The organism is Stenotrophomonas sp. YJH_SMC_29, from assembly GCF_059371235.1.
On sequence record NZ_JCAFUK010000005.1, the window covers coordinates 227,861 to 245,423 of the forward strand.

General features: G+C 66.5%; 7 protein-coding genes and 1 other RNA gene. 3 read left to right on the plus strand and 5 right to left on the minus strand.

Features of this window, described 5'->3' with window-relative positions; all coding sequences use genetic code 11:
* Window positions 1-39: 39 nt before the first annotated feature.
* Both AC5P9I_RS08275 and AC5P9I_RS08280 read right to left on the minus strand, forming a co-directional pair.
* The gene (locus AC5P9I_RS08275) at window positions 40-10,932 is read right to left on the minus strand and encodes an autotransporter-associated beta strand repeat-containing protein (protein ID WP_130768431.1); all 10,893 of its coding nucleotides are present in this window, start codon (window positions 10,930-10,932) and stop codon (window positions 40-42) included.
* A 359-nt stretch (window positions 10,933-11,291) separates the two neighbouring features.
* Complete coding sequence (locus AC5P9I_RS08280; RefSeq protein WP_049466375.1) at window positions 11,292-11,609, minus strand: DMT family transporter; 318 nt, start codon at window positions 11,607-11,609, stop codon at window positions 11,292-11,294.
* A gap of 300 nt (window positions 11,610-11,909) precedes the next feature.
* On the opposite strand from AC5P9I_RS08280, the gene ffs reads away from it, so the two are divergent.
* Window positions 11,910-12,006, plus strand: an RNA gene (ffs, locus tag AC5P9I_RS08285) — signal recognition particle sRNA small type.
* 281 nt (window positions 12,007-12,287) lie between these two features.
* On the opposite strand, the gene AC5P9I_RS08290 is transcribed toward ffs, so the two are convergent.
* Window positions 12,288-13,055, minus strand: a complete 768-nt coding sequence (locus AC5P9I_RS08290) for an MBL fold metallo-hydrolase (RefSeq protein ID WP_049466378.1) — start codon at window positions 13,053-13,055, stop codon at window positions 12,288-12,290.
* A complete protein-coding gene (locus AC5P9I_RS08295; RefSeq protein WP_032958195.1) occupies window positions 13,055-13,804 on the minus strand; it encodes a 3-deoxy-D-manno-octulosonic acid kinase in 750 nt (249 codons plus the stop codon). Before AC5P9I_RS08295 ends, AC5P9I_RS08290 begins: the two co-directional genes overlap by 1 nt.
* A gap of 20 nt (window positions 13,805-13,824) precedes the next feature.
* On the opposite strand from AC5P9I_RS08295, the gene AC5P9I_RS08300 reads away from it, so the two are divergent.
* Entirely contained in the window at window positions 13,825-14,871 is a 1,047-nt protein-coding gene (locus AC5P9I_RS08300) for a glycosyltransferase family 9 protein (RefSeq protein ID WP_049466380.1), read from the plus strand.
* An 18-nt stretch (window positions 14,872-14,889) separates the two neighbouring features.
* On the opposite strand, the gene AC5P9I_RS08305 is transcribed toward AC5P9I_RS08300, so the two are convergent.
* Window positions 14,890-15,294, minus strand: coding sequence for a DUF6165 family protein (locus AC5P9I_RS08305; protein WP_049466382.1), 405 nt, complete (start codon window positions 15,292-15,294; stop codon window positions 14,890-14,892).
* Between the two features lie 680 nt (window positions 15,295-15,974).
* On the opposite strand from AC5P9I_RS08305, the gene AC5P9I_RS08310 reads away from it, so the two are divergent.
* Window positions 15,975-17,177, plus strand: a complete 1,203-nt coding sequence (locus AC5P9I_RS08310; protein WP_049440220.1) for a tyrosine-type recombinase/integrase — start codon at window positions 15,975-15,977, stop codon at window positions 17,175-17,177.
* Window positions 17,178-17,563 lie beyond the last annotated feature (386 nt).

Below are 17,563 nucleotides of genomic sequence, written 5' to 3' on the forward strand. Positions count from 1 at the left end.
GATCCACGCGAGCCTGGATCCAACGTCGCCGCGCTTTCCTCAGAAGCCCACGCGCAGGTTGATCTGCCCACCCACATCGCGGCGGCCGTCGCCATGCTGGCCCTGTACGAACATCGACAGCTGGCTGTTGCGGCCAAGGCCGACCGCCACGCCAAGCTGGCTGACCAGCGCATTGCGTGCCATCACCGCACTGTAGACATCGAAGGCATTGCCGCCCACCGCGAAGCGGTTGCGGCTGGCCACATCGGTGTCACCCGAGGCGTGCTGCCAGCCGAGGCCGACGGTCAGCTGCGCCGGGAAGCGCTCGCCGCTGCCCACGTCCCAACGGCCGCGCACGCCCACCGTGCTGACATTGAGCGTGTCCTTGCCGCCTTCCAGCACCAGTGCGGCGCTGCCGCCCTGCTCCACGGCACGATCACTGTCGACCCAGTGCCGGGTGAACTGCACATACGGCTGCAGTTGGGTCCTGCCATGGGTCCAGGTCCAGCTGCCCTCCACCTGCGCAATGGTCACGTCCGAATCCTGCCTGCTGTACAGGGTCTGGGCCAGCAGCGGCACCTCACGCGTGGTACGGGTGCGGTAGTCACCGCGCGACACGCTGCCACCGACCGCGAAGCCGTTGTTCCATTGTCCCTGCGCGTACAGGCCGAACGTGTTGCCACGCAGGCGGGACCGCGCGCTGCGATCGTACAGGCGGGTATCCAGGCGCTCATTGCCGGCCGCCGCACCCAGCACCACGTGCTCGCCCAGCTGCCAATCCACACCCGCCATCACCGCATTGCGGTTGGAGCGGATGTCGGCACCGTTGCCGTCACCGTCCTGGCGGAACACCTTGCCGCTGCCGGCCAGCCAGGCCGAAGCGCGCTCGCCCCGCACGGTCGGCAGTTCGCTGCCCAGGCGCTGGCGGATGCCCTCCTCCAGGTAGTTGTCATACAGCAGCACCGCGCGGCTGGCCGCATGCACTTCGCCTGACAGCTGGTCGAAGGCGCTGCGCGCAGTGGCCGCGTCGTAGAGCAGCACCGTGTTGTACAGGCCCAGCGCCGGGCCACTCTGCGGCAGGCTGTCCAGCGCTGCGGCAGTGTTGTACTGGTTGCGCGTCGTCGCTGCGGTGGTGAATGCCGCAGTCTGCGCCACGTCGATCTGCAGGTTGGCGGTGTTGGCCGTATAGACCGGCGTGATCGTCAGGAAGGCCGACGGCGAGGTTGCCGCAGCGAACTGCCCGCTCACGCCACCCCCGGCATTGACCACCGTGTACTGCTGGCCCTGCTGGTAGCTGGTGCTCGGCGAGATGGTGTTCACCCGCACCGTACTGCCACCCACATTGGCACTGCCGCCCACCTTCACCGTGTCGCTGCCGGTGGCCCCCAGATCGATGCCCAGCGTGCTGCCCGGCGACAGCGTCAGGTTGCCGCCGACGGTGATCGTTCCGGTGCCATTGCCGGCACCGCCGCCATTGCCCGGGCCATTGCCCGGCGACAGCACGCCACCGCTGGATACGGTCACGCCACCGCCGGTACCGCCGATGGTGCCGGTGCCGGAGAGCGTGGTGCCACTGCCGATGGTCCACTGGCCGCCGATGTTGCCGGTGACGTTCAGGCCACCGCCGGTGACCTGGCCCGTGCCGCTGAAGCCAGCACTGTTGCCGCCCAGATTCAGGCTGCCCGGGCCGGCCTGCACGATGCTGCCGCCACCACTGATGCTGCCGCCGAGCGTGGTGGTGCCACCGGTGTTGATCACCAGGCCACCGTTGTTGGTGATGTTGCCGGTGATCGCGCCGCTGGCGCCACCGTTGCCGACCTGCACGGTGCCGCCGGCATTGATGGTGGTACCGCCGGTGTAGGCGTTGTTGCCGGTCAGGACCAGGGTGCCGGCACCTGCCTGGGTCAGGCCACCGCTGCCGCTGATCGTGCCGCCCACCGTGGTGTTGCCGCCGACGTTGAACACCAGGCTGCCGTTGTTGGCAACGTTGCCGGTGACCGCACCGCTCGCGCCACCGTTGCCGACCTGCAGCGTGCCGCCGGTGTTGATGGTGGTGCCACCGGTATAGGTGTTGTTGCCGGTCAGGACCACGGTGCCGGTGCCGGCCTGGGTCAGGCCGCCGCTGCCGCTGATGGCGCCGCCGACGGTGGTGTTGCCACCCACGTTGAACACCAGGCTGCCGTTGTTGACGACACTGCCGCCGATCGCACCGGTCGCACCGCCATTGCCGACCTGCAGGGTGCCACCGGCATTGATGGTGGTCGGGCCGGTATAGGTGTTGTTGCCGGTCAGGGTCAGCGTGCCGCTGCCGGCCTGGGTCAGCCCGCCACTGCCGCTGATGGTGCCGCCCAGCGTGGTGTTGCCGGCCACGTTGGAGAGCAGCGTGCCGTTGTTGGTGACATCACCGACGATCGAGCCCGTCGCACCGCCATTGCCCAGCTGCAGCGTACCGCCGGCGTTGATGATGGTGCCGCCGGTGTAGGTGTTGGTTCCGGTCAGCAGCAGCGTGCCGCTGCCGGCCTGGGTCAGGCCGCCGCTGCCACTGAGGGTGCCGCCCAGCGCGGTGTTGCCGGCCACGTTGGAAATCAACGCGCCATTGTTGGTGATATCGCCGGCGATGGCACCGGTCGCGCCGCCGTTGCCCACCTGCAGCGTGCCGCCGGCATTGATGGTGGTCCCGCCGGTGTAGGTGTTGTTGCCCACCAGGGTCAGCACACCGCTGCCGGCCTGGGTCAGGCCACCACTGCCGCTGATCGCGCCGCCGACCGTGGTGTTGCCGCCGACGTTGAACACCAGGCTGCCGTTGTTGGCAACGTTGCCGGTGATCGCGCCGGTCGCACCGCCATTGCCCACCTGCAGGGTGCCACCGGCATTGATGGTGGTGCCGCCGGTATAGGTGTTGTTGCCGGCCAGGGTCAGCGTGCCGCTGCCGGCCTGGGTCAGGCCACCACTGCCGCTGATGGTGCCACCGAGCGTGGTGTTGCCGGCCACGTTGGACACCAGCGCACCGTTGTTGGTGATATCGCCAACGATCGCACCGGTCGCACCACCGTTGCCGATCTGCAGCGTGCCGCCGGCATTGATGGCGGTCCCTCCGGTGTAGGTGTTGTTGCCGGTCAGCACCAGCGTGCCGCTGCCGGCCTGGGTCAGGCTGCCGCTGCCACTCACCACTGCGCCCACGGTGGCCGTCGTACCCAGGTTGTAGACCAGGCTGCCGTTGTTGGTGATGTCGCCCAGCACCGAACCGCTGCTGCCGCCGTTGCCGATCTGCAGCGTGCTGCCACCGTTGATGGTGGTGCCTCCGGTATAGGTGTTGTCGCCACTCAGGGTCAGCGTGCCGGTACCTCCCTGCACCAGGCCGCCGGTACCACTGAGCACGCCGGCAAAGGTCGTGCTGGCATTGTTGCCGCCGGTGGTCAGGGTTGCACCGCCCAGCACCACGCTGGAACCGGTCACGCCGGCCAGGCCTCCGATGCTCTGGCTGCCACCGGCGCTGATATCCAGCGTGCCCGCACCGGCCAGGTTGACCGTGCTGGCACCGGACAGGCTGCCGCCGGCCGCAACTGCCAGCGTGCCGCTGTTGATGGTGGTGGTGCCGGTATAGCTGCTGGCACCGCCCAGGGTGACTGTCGCCGCGCCATCCTTCAGCAGGCCACCGGCACCACTGATCGGGCCGTTCAAGGTCAGCGCGTTGCTGCCAGCCAGGGTCAGCGTGCCGCTGGCCAGCTGCACGGTGTTGGCCAGGGTCAACGCGCTGGTGCCATCCAGGCTGGCGTCACCGCCTACGGTCAGCGCGCCGGTGCCCAGCGATCCGTCGTTGCCCAGCAGCAGGCCACCGGCGTTGAGGGTCACGCCGCCAGTGAAGACGTTGACGCCGGTCAAGCCCTGGATGCCTGCGCCGTTCTTTACCAGGCCACCGGCCCCTCCGATGGTGCCAGCGAACGTGGTATTGCCCACGCCATTGAGGGTCAGCGTGCTGCCGCCCAGCGCCACGGTCGAGCCTGCCACGCCTGCCAGCGAACCGATCGCCTGCGCACCACCTGCGCTGATGTCGAAGGTGGTACCGGCGTTGGCCAGGGTGACCGCACCGGTCGCGGCCAGGCTGCCGCCGGCACCGATCGCCAGCGTGCCGGCGTTGATGGTGGTGCCACCGGTGAAGGTGTTGGTACCGGTCAACGTCTGCGTTCCCGAACCTTCCTTGATCAGGCCACCGGAGCCGGCCACCGAACCACTGAACGTACCGTTGGTGGCATCACCGATCGTCAGCGTGTTGGCACCCAGGTTCACCGTACCGTTGCCGACCAACGTGCCGAACTGCTGCGTGCCGCTGCCCGCTGACAGATCGAAGGTCGCACCCGAGGCCAGGTTGACGATGCCGCTGGCGTGCAGGCTCGCGCCCGCGCCCAGTGCCAGCGTACCGGCGTTGATGTTGGTGCCACCGGTGTAGGTATTGGTGCCGTTCAAGGTTAGCGTTGCGGCGCCCTCCTTGGTCAGGCTGCCGGTGCCGCTCAGGTTGCCGTTGAGGGTGAGGTTGTTGCTGCCGAGGACGGTCAACGCGTTGTTGAGGGTGAAGTTGTTGGCGAGGGTGACCGCTGTGTTCGAATCGAGCGTCGCAGCGCCCGCGACCGTCACCGCACCGGTGCCCAAGGCAGCATTGTTGCCGACCACCAGGCCGCCGGCGTTGAGCGTTACGCCGCCGCTGAAGGTGCTGACGCCGTTGAGCGTCTGCACGCCTGCGCCGTTCTTGACCAGGCCGCCGTTGCCACTGATCGCACCGCTGAAGGTGCTGTCTACGGTGCCGCCCAGGGTCAGCGTGCTGCCGCCCAGCGCCACCGTACTGCCGGCGACGCCGGCCAGCGAACCGATCGCCTGGTTGCCCGCCGAAATGTCGAACGTGCCGGCACCGGCCAGGTTCACCGCGCCGGTCGCGGCGAGGCTGCCACCGGCGCCGATCGCCAGCGTGCCGCTGTTGATGGTGGTGCCACCGGTGTAGGTGTTGGCGCCGGTCAGGGTCACGGTGGCCGCACCGTCCTTGATCAGTCCGCCCGTGCCGGAGATCACGCCGCCCAGGGTCAGCGCCTGGCTGCCGAGCAGATCGAGGTTGGCGCCGCCGGCAAGCCCGATGTTGTTGGCCAGGCTGACGCCGGTCGATGCATCCAGCGTCGCGTTGCTTCCCACCGTCAGCGCACCGCTGCCGAGCGCAGCGTTGTTGCCGACCACCAATGCGCCGCCATTGAGCGCGACGCCGCCGCTGAACAGGTTGGCGCCGCCCAGCGTGAGGCTGCCGGCGCCGTTCTTGACCAGGCCGCCGGTGCCGGAGATCGCGCCATCGAAGATGCTGTTGCCAACGCCGCCCAGGGTCAGCGTCTGCGCCCCCAGGCTCACCGTCGAACCCGCCACGCCGTTCAACGCCCCGATGGTCTGGTTGGCGCCGGCGGCGGAGATATCGAAGCCTGTGCCTGCCGCAGTGAGCGTCACCGCACCGGTCGCGGCCAGACTGCCGCCGGGGCCGATCGCCAGGGTACCGGCGTTGATGAACGTGCCGCCGGTGTAGGTGTTGGCACCGGTCAGCGTCTCGATGCCGGCACCGACCTTGGTCAGGCCACCGGTGCCTGCGATCGAGCCACTGAAGGTGCCATCGGTGGCACCGCCGACCTCGATCGAGTTGGCGCCGAGATTCACCGTACCGTTGCCGACCAGCGTGCCGAACTGCTGCGTGCCGCTGCCGGCCGACAGGTCCAGCGTGGCGCCGGTGGCAAGGTTGACGGTACCGCTCGCGGCCAGGCTGGCACCGGCACCCAGCGCCAGCGTGCCCGCATTGATGGTGGTACCGCCGGTATAGGTGTTGGCGCCGTTCAAGGTCAGCGTCGCGCTGCCATTCTTGGTCAGGCTGCCGGCCCCGGAAAGGACGCCGTTGAGTGTGAGTGCCTGGGTCCCGAGCACGGTCAGCCCGGCATTGAGCGCAATGTTGTTGGCCAGCGTTGCCAGGCCGGTGGTATCCAGCGTGGCAGCACCACCGACGGTCAATGCGCCCGTGCCCAGCGCTGCGTCATTGCCGAGCACCAGTCCGCCTGCATTGAGTGTCACGCCACCACCGAAGGTATTGGCGCCGGACAAGGTCTGTACGCCCGCGCCCACCTTGACCAGGCCACCACCGCCGCTGATCACGCCATCGAACGCGGCGTTGCCGGCCGTACCGAAGGTGAGCGAATTGCCGCCCAGCGTCAGCGTGCTTCCCCCCGCTCCGTTGAGTGCACCGATGGTCTGGTTGCTGCCGGCGCCGGAGATATCGAAGCCAGCGCCGGCGCCCAGCGTGACATCGCCCGCTGCAGCAAGGCTGCCTCCGGTTCCCAGTGCCAGCGTGCCAGCATTGATGGTGGTGCCGCCGGTGTAGGTGTTGGCACCGGACAGGGTCAGCGTGGTGGCACCATTCTTGACCAGGCTGCCGTTGCCGCCGATCACGCCCGAGAGCGTCAGCGCGTTGCTGCCAGGCACGGTCAGCGCGACACCCGAGCCCAGCGTGACCGCATTGCCGAGGGTGACTGCGGCGCCTGCATCCAGCGTGGTGCTGGTAGTCACTGCCAGCGTGCCGGTACCCAGCGCACCATCCGCACCGACGACCAGGCCACCACCGTTCAGGGTCAGGCCGCCACCGAAGGTGTTGGTGTTGTTGAGGGTCAGCAGGCCCGTACCGTTCTTGACCAGGCTGCCATTGCCGGCCACCACGCCACCGAGCGTGACATCGTTGCTGCCGCCCAGCGTCAGCTGCGTGCCCGCACCGAAGTTCACTGCATTGGCCAGGTTCAACGCCACCGTGCTGTCCAGCGTGGTGGTGCCACCGATGCCCAGCGCACCGGTGCCGAGCGCGCTGGCATTGCCGAGGATCAGGCCACCGGCGTTGAGTGCAACTCCGCCACTGAAGGTGTTGGCACCGGACAGCGTCTGCACGCCGGTACCCGTCTTGACCAGGCCGCCAGTGCCACCGATCACACCGGCAAAGCTGCCGTTGCCGGCGCCGCCAAAGGTCAGCGACTGCGCGCCCAGCGCCAGTTGGCTGCCGGCGACGCCGTTGAGTGCGCCGATGGTCTGCGCGGCACCGGCTGCCGAGATGTCCAGCGTCGCACCGGCGCCGGCAAGATCCACCGCACCGGCCGCGGCAAGGCTGCCACCGGCCCCCAGCGCCAGCGTGCCGGCGTTGACGGTGGTGCCACCCCCGAACGTGTTGGCGCCAGACAGCGTGAGGCGCGCCGCGCCATCCTTGATCAGCCCGCCGGCGCCGAACACCGGACCGGTCAGCGTCAGGTCATTGCTGCCCAGCACGGTGAGGTTGGCGCCCGCAGCGAGGCCGAGGGTGTTGCCCACCGAAAGCGCCGCAGTGGCATCCAGCGAAGCGTTGCCGCCCACGTCCAGCTGGCCGGTACCCAGCGCCTGTGCGTTGCCAAGCTGCAGTACGCCCGCGTTGAGCCCGACGCCCCCGCTGAACGTATTGGCGCCGTTCAATGCCAGTGTCGCCGCACCGTTCTTGACCAGCCCGCCGGTGCCGCTGATGACGCCCCCCAGCGACACGTTCTGGCTGCCCAGCAGATCCAGCACCGCACCTGCGCCGAGGTTGACGCTGTTGGCCAGGTCCAGCGCCACCGAACTGTCCAGCGTGGTATTGGCCCCCACCGACAATGCACCGGTGCCCAGCGCGCCGGCATTGCCCAGCAGCAGGCCGCCGCCGTTGACGGTCAGCCCGCCACCGAAGCTGTTGGCGCCATTGAGGGTCAAGGTGGTGGCACCGTTCTTCACCAGCCTGCCCGCACCGGACACCACCCCACCCAGCGTGATCGCCTGCGAACCCGGCAGCGACAACGCGGCGCCTGCACCCAGTGCCACGTTGTTGCCCAGGTTCAGCGGCGCACTGCCGTCGAGCGAGACGTTGCCACCGATGCCCAGCGTCCCGGTGCCGAGTGCGCCGCTGTTGCCCAGCAGCAGGGCGCCAGCGTTCGCGCTCAGTCCACCACTGAAGGTGTTGGTACCGTTCAAGGTCAGCGTCGCCGCGCCGTTCTTGACCAGGCTGCCGGTGCCCGCGATGTTGCCGGCCAGGGCCAGGTTCTGGCTGCCCGGCAGGGTCAGGGCCGCGCCGAGGTTGATCGCATTGCCCAGGTTCAGCGCTGTCGTGGCATCCAGCGAGCCGTTGCCACTGACCGTCAGCGCGCCGCTTCCCAGCGCACCGGCATTGCCCAGCACCAGGCCACCGGCCGCAAGGTCCAGGCCACCACTGAAGGTATTGGCGCCGGTCAGCGTCTGCACGCCGGTGCCCTGCTTGATCAGGCCACCGGTGCCGCCGATCACGCCGGCGAACGTCTGGTTGGTGGCATCACCGAAGGTGAGCGTGCTGCTGCCCAGCGTCACCGTGCTGCCGGCAATACCGGACAGCGCGCCGATGGTCTGGTTGCCGCCGAGCGAGATGTCCAGGTCCGCGCCAACGCCGGTCAGGCTGACCGCACCGCCGGCGGCCAGGCTTCCGCCGCTGCCCACCGCAACCTTGCCGGCATTGATCGCCAGGCCGCCGGTGAAGGTATTCGCGCCACCCAGCGTAAGCGTGGCGGCACCGTTCTTGACCAGGCTGCCGGTGCCACCGATGGCGCCGCCGAGCGTCAATGCGTTCGAGCCCAGCACATTGAGCGAGCCACCCGCGCCCAGCGTGATGCCATTGCCGACCGCAAGCGCCGCGCTGGTGTCGAGCGACACCACGCCACCAACATTCAGCGCACCGGTTCCCAGTGCTCCACCGTTGCCCAGCACCAGGCTGCCGGCATTGAACGCCACGCCGCCGCCGAAGGTATTGGCGCCATTGAGCGTCAGCGACGACGCACCGCTCTTGACCAGGCCACCGGCGCCACCGATCACGCCGTTGAACGTGAGCGCCTGTCCGCCAAGCAGATTGAGGCTGGCACCCGAACCGAGGTTGACCGCGTTGGCCAGTGCAAGCGGCCCCGTGGTTCCATCGAGCGTCACGTTGCCACCGACACTGAGCGCACCGCTGCCCAGCGCAGCAGCATTGCCCAGCAGCAGGCCACCGGCGTTGAGTGCCACGCCGCCACTGAGGTTGTTCACGCCCGACAAGGTCTGCACGCCGGTGCCCAGCTTGACCAGGCCTCCCGTGCCTGCGGCGAACGTGCCGCTGTAGCTGGTATTGCCCAGCCCCGCGAGGGTGAGCGTGCGGCTGCCCAGGTTGACCGAACCGCCGAGGCCCGCCAGCGAACCGATGGTCTGGTTGGCGGCCGCCGACAGGTCCAGGGTGGTACCGACGCCAACCGTGATCGCACCGGTGGGCGACAGGCTGCCGCCCGCGCCCAGCGCCAACGCGCCTCCGGCCAGGTTGAAACTGCCGGTCAGCGCATTGGCGCCGTTCAAGGTGAGCGTGCCGGCGCCGTTCTTGGTCAGGTTGCCGGCACCGGAGATCGAACCATTCAATGACAACGCATTGCTGCCCAGCAGGTTCAGCGAGCCCCCGCCATTGATCACCAGATTGTTGCCCAGGGTGAAGCCCGCCGTCGTATCCAGTGAGGCGCTGCCACCCACGGTCAGGTTGCCGCTGCCCAGTGCACCGGCATTGCCCAGTACCAGGCCGCCGGCATTGAGGTTGACGCCGCCGGAGAACAGGTTTGCGCCGCCGAGAGTAACGATGCCGGTGTTGTTGACCGTCAGCCCGCCAGTACCGGACAGCACGCCCCCCAGGCTGAATGCATTGGTCCCTGCCAGGGACAGATTGCCCCCAAGGCTGAAAGCGTTGGCCAGGTTCAGACCGGCCGTGGAGGAGGCGATGGCACCGCCGTTGGCGGTGAACAGCCCGGTGCCGAAGGAACCGGCATTGTTGAAATTGACCAGGCCATCATTGAGCGTGGTCGTACCCGCACCCGCCCACGCACCCTGCAGGTTCCAGGTACCGCTGTTGACGGTGAGCTTCTGGAAGTTGAGGTACTGGTTCCAGCCCAGCGTGGTCACCGCGCCGCCGGTGCCGGACCCCGGGCCGCTGACGACGTTCTGCAGCACCAGCGTGTTGTTGGCCGCACCACTGCCGGTACCGGCGTCGACCGATCCCGCAGCCGCAACCTTTACCCCGGTGACACCGGTAATCACGCCGGCAAGAGCGGTGCCGCCGCCGCTCACAACGCTGGAACCCGACACTGCGGTGAAGGTGTTGCCGCCGGTTGAATCACCCAGGTGAACGCTGCCACTGACCGCCCCCGCATTGAGGAACGTGTTACCGCCAGAAGCCCCCAGGCCGACGCGTCCGTCGATGGTGCCGGTGTTGGTCACAGCGGCGGCTGCACCACCATAGGTCACCACCGTGGTCGCGTCAGAAACGCTGCCTGCACCGATCAACGACGTGCTGATCAGGCCGGCGTTGTTGATGGTGGTGGTGCCGTTGACATTCTGTGCCACCAGCGCCTGTCCACCAAAGCCCAGCAGCGTTGCGATGTTGACGACACCCTTGATCTGTCCGCTGGCGTTGTTGTTGACGACGATCGCGCTGTTGTTGGAAGAAGCATTGCCGATGACCAGGCCGGGCGAGGCGAGGACGATCGAGCTCGGATCGATCGTGCCATTGTTGTTGACCGTCACGTTGTCGCCGGTCAGCGTTGCTGCGTTGCCTCCACCTACGACCGGCGGCGTACGCAGCAATGCACCTGCGGCGATGTTCAGCGTGAGGCCGTTGGTCGCGTTGGAGTAGTTGTTGATGTTGGTGGTGCTGTCGCAGTTCACGGTTGTGGTGCCCGTGCAAGCTGCGAATGCCGATCCGCTGGCCAGTGTGGCGGCCAAAGCCGCCGCCAGCTGGTGTGCCCGCAATCGCGGCACCCGCCCTGCGCTGACCGCGCTTCCGCCGGGATTCTGGGCGACCTCCGAAGCAACCTGCATTACCCCAAGGGCACGATTGAAAACCAGACGGTAAATGCGGTTCATCGGTAAATCTCCATGAAAAGACCGGATGGCACAGCTGGCAGGTTTTTTGGAGACAATGCGGCCCACCCCGGCTCCCCGAACGGGAACAAGGCCTGAAGGCATTAACTCCTGAAAATCTTCACATCTTCACGCGATCGCACCCGGGGACAGGTGCGCCAGCGCGTCCGTCAAGGCGAAAACTCCCCGGTTTCGCCCGACGAATGGCGGCACTGTGCGACCGACGGTGCCAGCAGCATGTGAATCACGCGCGCTATTTTTATGACGCGCGTCAAATAATAGGGGCGGACAAAATGGTTTTGCCGAAAATGCATATTGCTGCATGTGGCGGAGAATCCATCCCCCCCCATGAGTAAATAAATTCAGCTACTGGAGAGTTTCATCAGCACCAGGCCGGAAACGATCAGCACCGCCGCACCGATCCGCATCGGGCTGACCTGCTCGCCCAGAAACACAATGCCCACCACGAACGCACCGACCGCGCCGATGCCGGTCCAGATCGTGTAGGCGGTGCCCAGCGGCAGGCTGCGCATGGCCACCGCCAGCAGCCAGAAGCTGGCGACCATGCCGATGATCGTGACCACGGTGGGGGTGAGCCGGGTGAAGCCTTCGGACTGCTTCATGGATACGGCCCACACGATTTCCAGCAGGCCGGCAAACAACAGATAGATCCAGGCCATGATGGCCCTCCTCTTGGTAGGGCCAGGCCGTCCTGGTCATTGGTTCCCGATGTGGGGGAGGTCGTTCCTCCTGGCCGGCATTCTAGCAACGGGGGTCGGTGCCGGCCGCTGCCGGCGGCGACGGGTTACAGCCGATTCAGTGCGTGAAGCTGGCATCGACGCACCCGCCTGCGCTAGAATGAGCGCCTGCCATCGGCCAGCCGATGTGCAGTCCGGCTGTGGTCTCCGGCGCATCGCGCGCTGCTTCCCCTGTTCCGTGAACTGGCCGCCTACCGGGCGGCCAACGTCTCTATGGTGGCCCCGTCGGCCCCTCGCGACGCTAGGTCGAAAACCCCGCCAGGGCCGGAAGGCAGCAACGGTATCGATCGACGCGGGCGCCGAGGTCAGCCGGCGGGGCCATCGCCTTTTCTGCACTGGGGTCTGATCCCTTTGCATGGCAAGGGGCTCTGACCCCGGCTTCGCATTCTTTGCCCGGCATGGCCCCGCGCCAATCTGGCTCGGGCGTGCCTGGTGGAACACCCGGCGCCACAGCGAACTGCGCAGCACCCCGTGCTGCAGCGGCGCATCGAGGTGACAGCGGCTGCGGTAGCGCACCTGGGCCAGCCCCTCGGCCAACAGTGCGCTCCAGCGCCTCCAGTCCAGCGGCCAGCACCGTATCGGCGGGCTGGCCGCTCCTGCTCAGGGCGGATCCTGCGCCAGTACGTGCGGCGCGGTCGGGCTCGCCAGCGGCACGCACTGCCCCGGCTGCGCCACGCGGTGCCCGCGCGCGGCCAGCGCCTGGCCATCGGCCGCGCTGGCGTAGTGGTACAGCATCATCCGCGCCTGCAGGTCGGCGCTGTACTCACGCTCCAGGTCGTCCACGCCGGTATGCGACGGATTGCCGTGCAGGCCGCAGTCGTGGGCGATCAGTTCGTTGTCGCTGGCGAAGCGGGCCAGCATCTCCGGAATCGGCCGGGTGTCGCCGCTCCAGGTCAGCGCGCCCTGCAGGCGCAGGCCGTAGGCGGTCTCCGGCCAGTGGTGGCGCACCGGGAACACCTCCAGGCGCACCCCCTCATGCCAGAACGCCTCACCCACCACGACCAGCTGGAAGGCATCCCAGAAGTTCGCACCGCCTTCGGCCAGCACGTTCGGGTAGTCACCGATGCGCTTGTGCAGCAGCGGCACCACCGTGGCGGGCACGTACAGGCGCACCTTGCCGCGCCGGTGCGCATTGAAGAAGGTGTCCACGAACAGGCGCTCGAAGCCGGCCACGTGGTCCAGGTGCACATGGGTGACGAACAGCGCCTGCGGCATCTGCCCGTACTGCGCCTTGAACGCGGTCAGTCCTTCGCCGCCGCAATCGATGGTCAGCCACGGGCGACCATCGCGCTCGATCACCGACATCGGCGACCCCAGCTCGACCGCCGACGCATTGCCGACGCCGAGGAAACGCAACGACCAGTCCATCAGGTGCCCCGGTTCCAGGCCATGTCATAGGCGCGGCGCAGCCGCGCGTAGTCCTTCTGCACGTCTTCCACGCTGCGCTCGCCGCGCAGCTTGATCAGCGAGCGCAGCAGGCGCTTGAGGTTGCGCTCGCGCCAGGCGGTGGCCGGGATGCGGATCACACCGCGATCAAAGTCGATCAGCCAGCCATGGCCACTGCCATCGAACAGGATGTTGTGCGCGTTGAGGTCGGCATGGTCCAGGCCGGCACGGTGGAAGCGGGCGATCAGCCGCCCGGTTTCCTCCCAGGGGGCGCCGCGGCCGGCGACCAGTGCGCGGTCGGCCAGCGAGCGCACGCCCTCGATCCGCTCCATCAGGATCGCCGCCCGGTAGCGCAGGCCCTCGCGCATGTAGAACGCGGCGATCGGCCGTGGCACCGGCAGCTTCTTCTCGCGCAGCGCGCGCATCAGGCGGAATTCGGCGAAGCTGCGGGTCCGGTCCGAGCCGCGCCAGAGATACTGGTCGTGGCTGATACGGGCGGCCATGCCGCCGCGCAGGTAGTGGCGCAGCACGCTGGCCCCGAACGGCGCATCGACGAACCAGGCGCTGCCGCGGCCGCCCTCGCCCACCGGCCGGGCCCTGCTGCCCCAGTGCTGGGGCGAGAACAGGCCGATCTCGGCTTGCCGCAGCCGCTCGCGGTCGAACAGAATGGCCCCGATGCCGCGACCCTCGCGGCATGGCGTCAGCGCTTCATTGGCGTCGAATGCGACCATTTCATTGAGTCTAACAACACATGGCATCAGCGTCCTCCTCCTTGTGCCTCCTGCGCCTGTCCGCACTGGGCGACGTCACCCACGTGGTGCCCCTGGTGCGCACCCTGCAGGCTGCGCGCCCGGACACGCCGATCCACTGGATCATCGACAAGGTCGGCCACAAGCTGCTCGACGGCCTGCCCGGCGTCACCTTCCATGCCTACGACAAGCAGAGCGGCATGGCCGGGGTCAAGGAACTGCGCAGGCAACTGCCGCCGGGGCGCTTCGAAGCGCTGCTGCAGATGCAGGTCGCGTTCCGCGCCAACCTGCTGTCAGCCTTCATTCCAGCCGAGCGCCGCATCGGCTACGACCGCAGCCGTTCGAAGGATCTGCACGGCCTCTTCATCAACGAGCGCATCCCCGACCGCCCCGGCATCCATGTGCTGGATGCCATCGGCAGCTTCTGCGAACCGCTGGGCCTGCGCCAGACCGAGGTCAGCTGGGACCTGGCCGTGCCGCCGTCCGCCTTCGAGTGGGCCGCCGCGCAGTGGCAGGACGATGGCCGCCCGGTACTGATGATCTCGCCCTGCTCCAGCCACGTGCGCCGCAACTGGTACGCCGACCGCTACGCCGCCGTGGCCAACCACGCCGTGCAGCGCGGCTGGCAGGTGGTGCTGTGCGGTGGCCGCAGCGAGCTGGAACGCAGCATGGCCGACGCCATCCAGGCCCAGCTGCAGACGCCGGCACTGGATCTGGTCGGCAAGGACACGCTCAAGCAGCTGCCCGCGCTGCTGGCCCGCGCCAACCTGGTGATGACACCCGACTCCGGCCCGATGCACATCGCCAATGCGATGGGCACCAAGGTGCTGGGCCTGCATGCGGCCAGCAACCCGAACCGTAGTGGCCCGTACTCGGACCGTCGCTACTGCGTGGACCGCTACGACGATGCGGCACGCAAGTACCTGGCCAAGCAGGCCGCCGATCTGAAGTGGGGCACCAAGATCGAGTTCGACGATGTGATGGAACTGATCACCGTGGAAGACGGCATCGCCGCCTTCGAACGCTACGTCGCCGACCACCTGGGGTGAGCGGCGAGCAGCGCGGGATTACGCGCGCTGCGCGTAATCCTGGTAGGACTTCTCTTCCACGTACGCCGAACCCAGCGCCAGGTTGATCGCCTTCTTGATGCGCGCGCGTTCATCGTTGCGCAGGTAGACGCTGCGCGCCAGGTCGATGAAGCCCTGGTCGAACGCCTGCGCCTTCTCCTTCAGGCGGATGTCGTCCTCGATGTCCCACAGCTGTTCGTTGACGGCCTTCAACTCGGCACGCAGCTTGGCGATGTCCTTCACCGCCGCCGGGTGTGCCATCCAGGTCTTCTCCAGCGCCGACAGCTCCCTGCGCACATTGGCCAGCTTGCCCTCGTCGCTGATGCGCTCGGACTTGATCTGCAGGATCGAGATCTTGTCCAGCAGCTCGCCGAAGGAAACGGGAACGAGGATTTCAGCGGTCATGGGGAAAGGCTCCAGCAGGTGATGCAGGCAGTTTAACCCGCAGCTTGCAATGAAACGGGTAGATCCACGCCATGCGTGGATGGTCCAGCTCGGCAGGAACAGCATCCACGCATGGCGTGGATCTACTGATCCATCGGGGCGGGGAGAGGCAGGCAAAGGGAGGGGCCCACGCGTTGCGCAGCAACGTGTGGGGCGGCGCGCAACGCGCGTCGCGTCCCGCGCCAGATAAAGAAAAAGGGCTGCCTTTCGGCAGCCCTTTTTCTTTATCTGGCGGAGAGGGGGGGATTGTCGGGTGCATCCATGCACCCGACCCTTCCGCGCTACGCGCTCCAGGGCCAGCCTGCGGCTGTCCGGTTCTGCTCCTGCAGAACCGTCGAACCCCGTCGGGGGTTCTCATCCCCCCGCATCAGAGGTGTCGATCACTACTACAATCACCTGCACGCCCCAAACGCTGGCCAAGAAAAAAGCCGCCCAGTGGGCGGCTTCTTTCTTTATCTGGCGGAGAGGGGGTCTGCCTAGTATTCGTCCAGCCCGGTCCGTAACGATCCAAAGGCCAATAATTTAAGTCTTTCTTTTCAATATCTTACAACACTTTCAAATCCAGACATGTCCAAGAGCATCCATCACCAGCCCTCTCAAAATGGCATACTGGATGGCATACCGGAAGCAACTGAAAATCCATGCCACTTCTCACCGATGTCAAAGCTCGAAGCATCCTTCCCGGGAGTCGCGCAGTACCTCATGGAGCCGTCACAGGCCTGAGCCTCCTCCCCTCATCGACCCTGAAGGGCCAAGGAAAATGGGTATTTCGATACGTCAGCCCCACGACGGGGAAACGCAGGAACGCTGGGTTGGGCGGCTATCCACAAATCACTATTGCCGCAGCAGGGAAGCTGGCTCGAGAGATGCGGGACCTGATCACGACGGGACAGGACCCCTTAACAGTGAAAGCTCTGGAAGCCACCAAGCTCCAGATACCGACCTTTCAGGAGGCTGCCACACAGGTCCACACCGAGATGAAGCCTGGCTGGAGGAATGAGAAACATGCCCAGCAGTGGATCAACACACTGGTCGAGTATGTCTTCCCGAAAATTGGGAACCTGCCGATCGACCAGCTACAGCCTCGGCACATCGCCGAAGTTCTACGCCCCATCTGGCTTGAAAAGGCTGAAACTGCCTCACGCGTTAAACAGCGTATTCATGCCGTAATGGCTTGGGGCTGGGCGCACGGATTCAACCAAGCCAACCCCGTGGATGTGGTCAACCACTTGCTCCCTCAGCAACCCAGCAAGACGATCCGCCAAGAACACCAGCCCGCAATGCATTGGCAGCACGTCCCCACATTTGTCGGAGCGGAGTTGGCAACCACACGTGAATTCGACGTGACCCGGCGCGCGTTGCTTTTTCTGATCCTGACGGGCGCCCGCTCCGGCGAGGTCCGAGCCATGACTTGGAGTGAGGTGAATCTACGTAACGGGCTATGGATAGTTCCAGCAGACCGAATGAAAGCTAGACAAGTTCACAGGGTCCCACTTTCCAAGCAGGCAGTGGCCTTGCTCCAACAGCAAGTCGGCCATGACGAAGAACTCGTATTCCCATCCATTCAAGCCCGAAAGGTACTGTCAGATATGACGCTGACTGCCTTATTACGTAGACTCTCGGCGCCCAGCGATTCAGAGGGCCGAGTAGCCACAGCACATGGATTTCGCTCTAGCTTTCGCGACTGGTGCAGCGAAAAAGGATATGCTAGGGACTTGGCTGAGCGCGCCCTAGCTCACACCGTTAAAAATCAGGTTGAGGCGGCATATCATCGAACCGACTTACTGGATCAGCGCCGACCAATGATGCAGGCGTGGGCTGACTACATTCAGCCAGAGCAATAACACTGAACAAATTATAAATGCACTGACGCGGGCCCCGCCCGTTTCCAAGGCAGTAATAAGCCCGCATATAGTCTCAGACCACAGCAATCAGCGCGCTTGCAGCACCACGTAGGCGTGCAGCTTTAGGGGCACCGTACCCAGACCGGGGCCTGTCGTAGATTTTGTGTAAAAGGGTCACCGACAGCAAACTGCCATCTTCAATCGCCTAGGCTTTTGCAGACACTCTTCAGCCGTTTAGTTCGTACTGGACCGGCCAGCCTTTCGTAGACACTCGGACGCCATAATTGATGGCAATGACCGAGGTGTTTATGGGCAACAGCAAGCAGTACACGGATGAGTTCCGCGCAGAGGCGGTGAAGCAGGTAATCGAGCGCGGCTTTACAGTC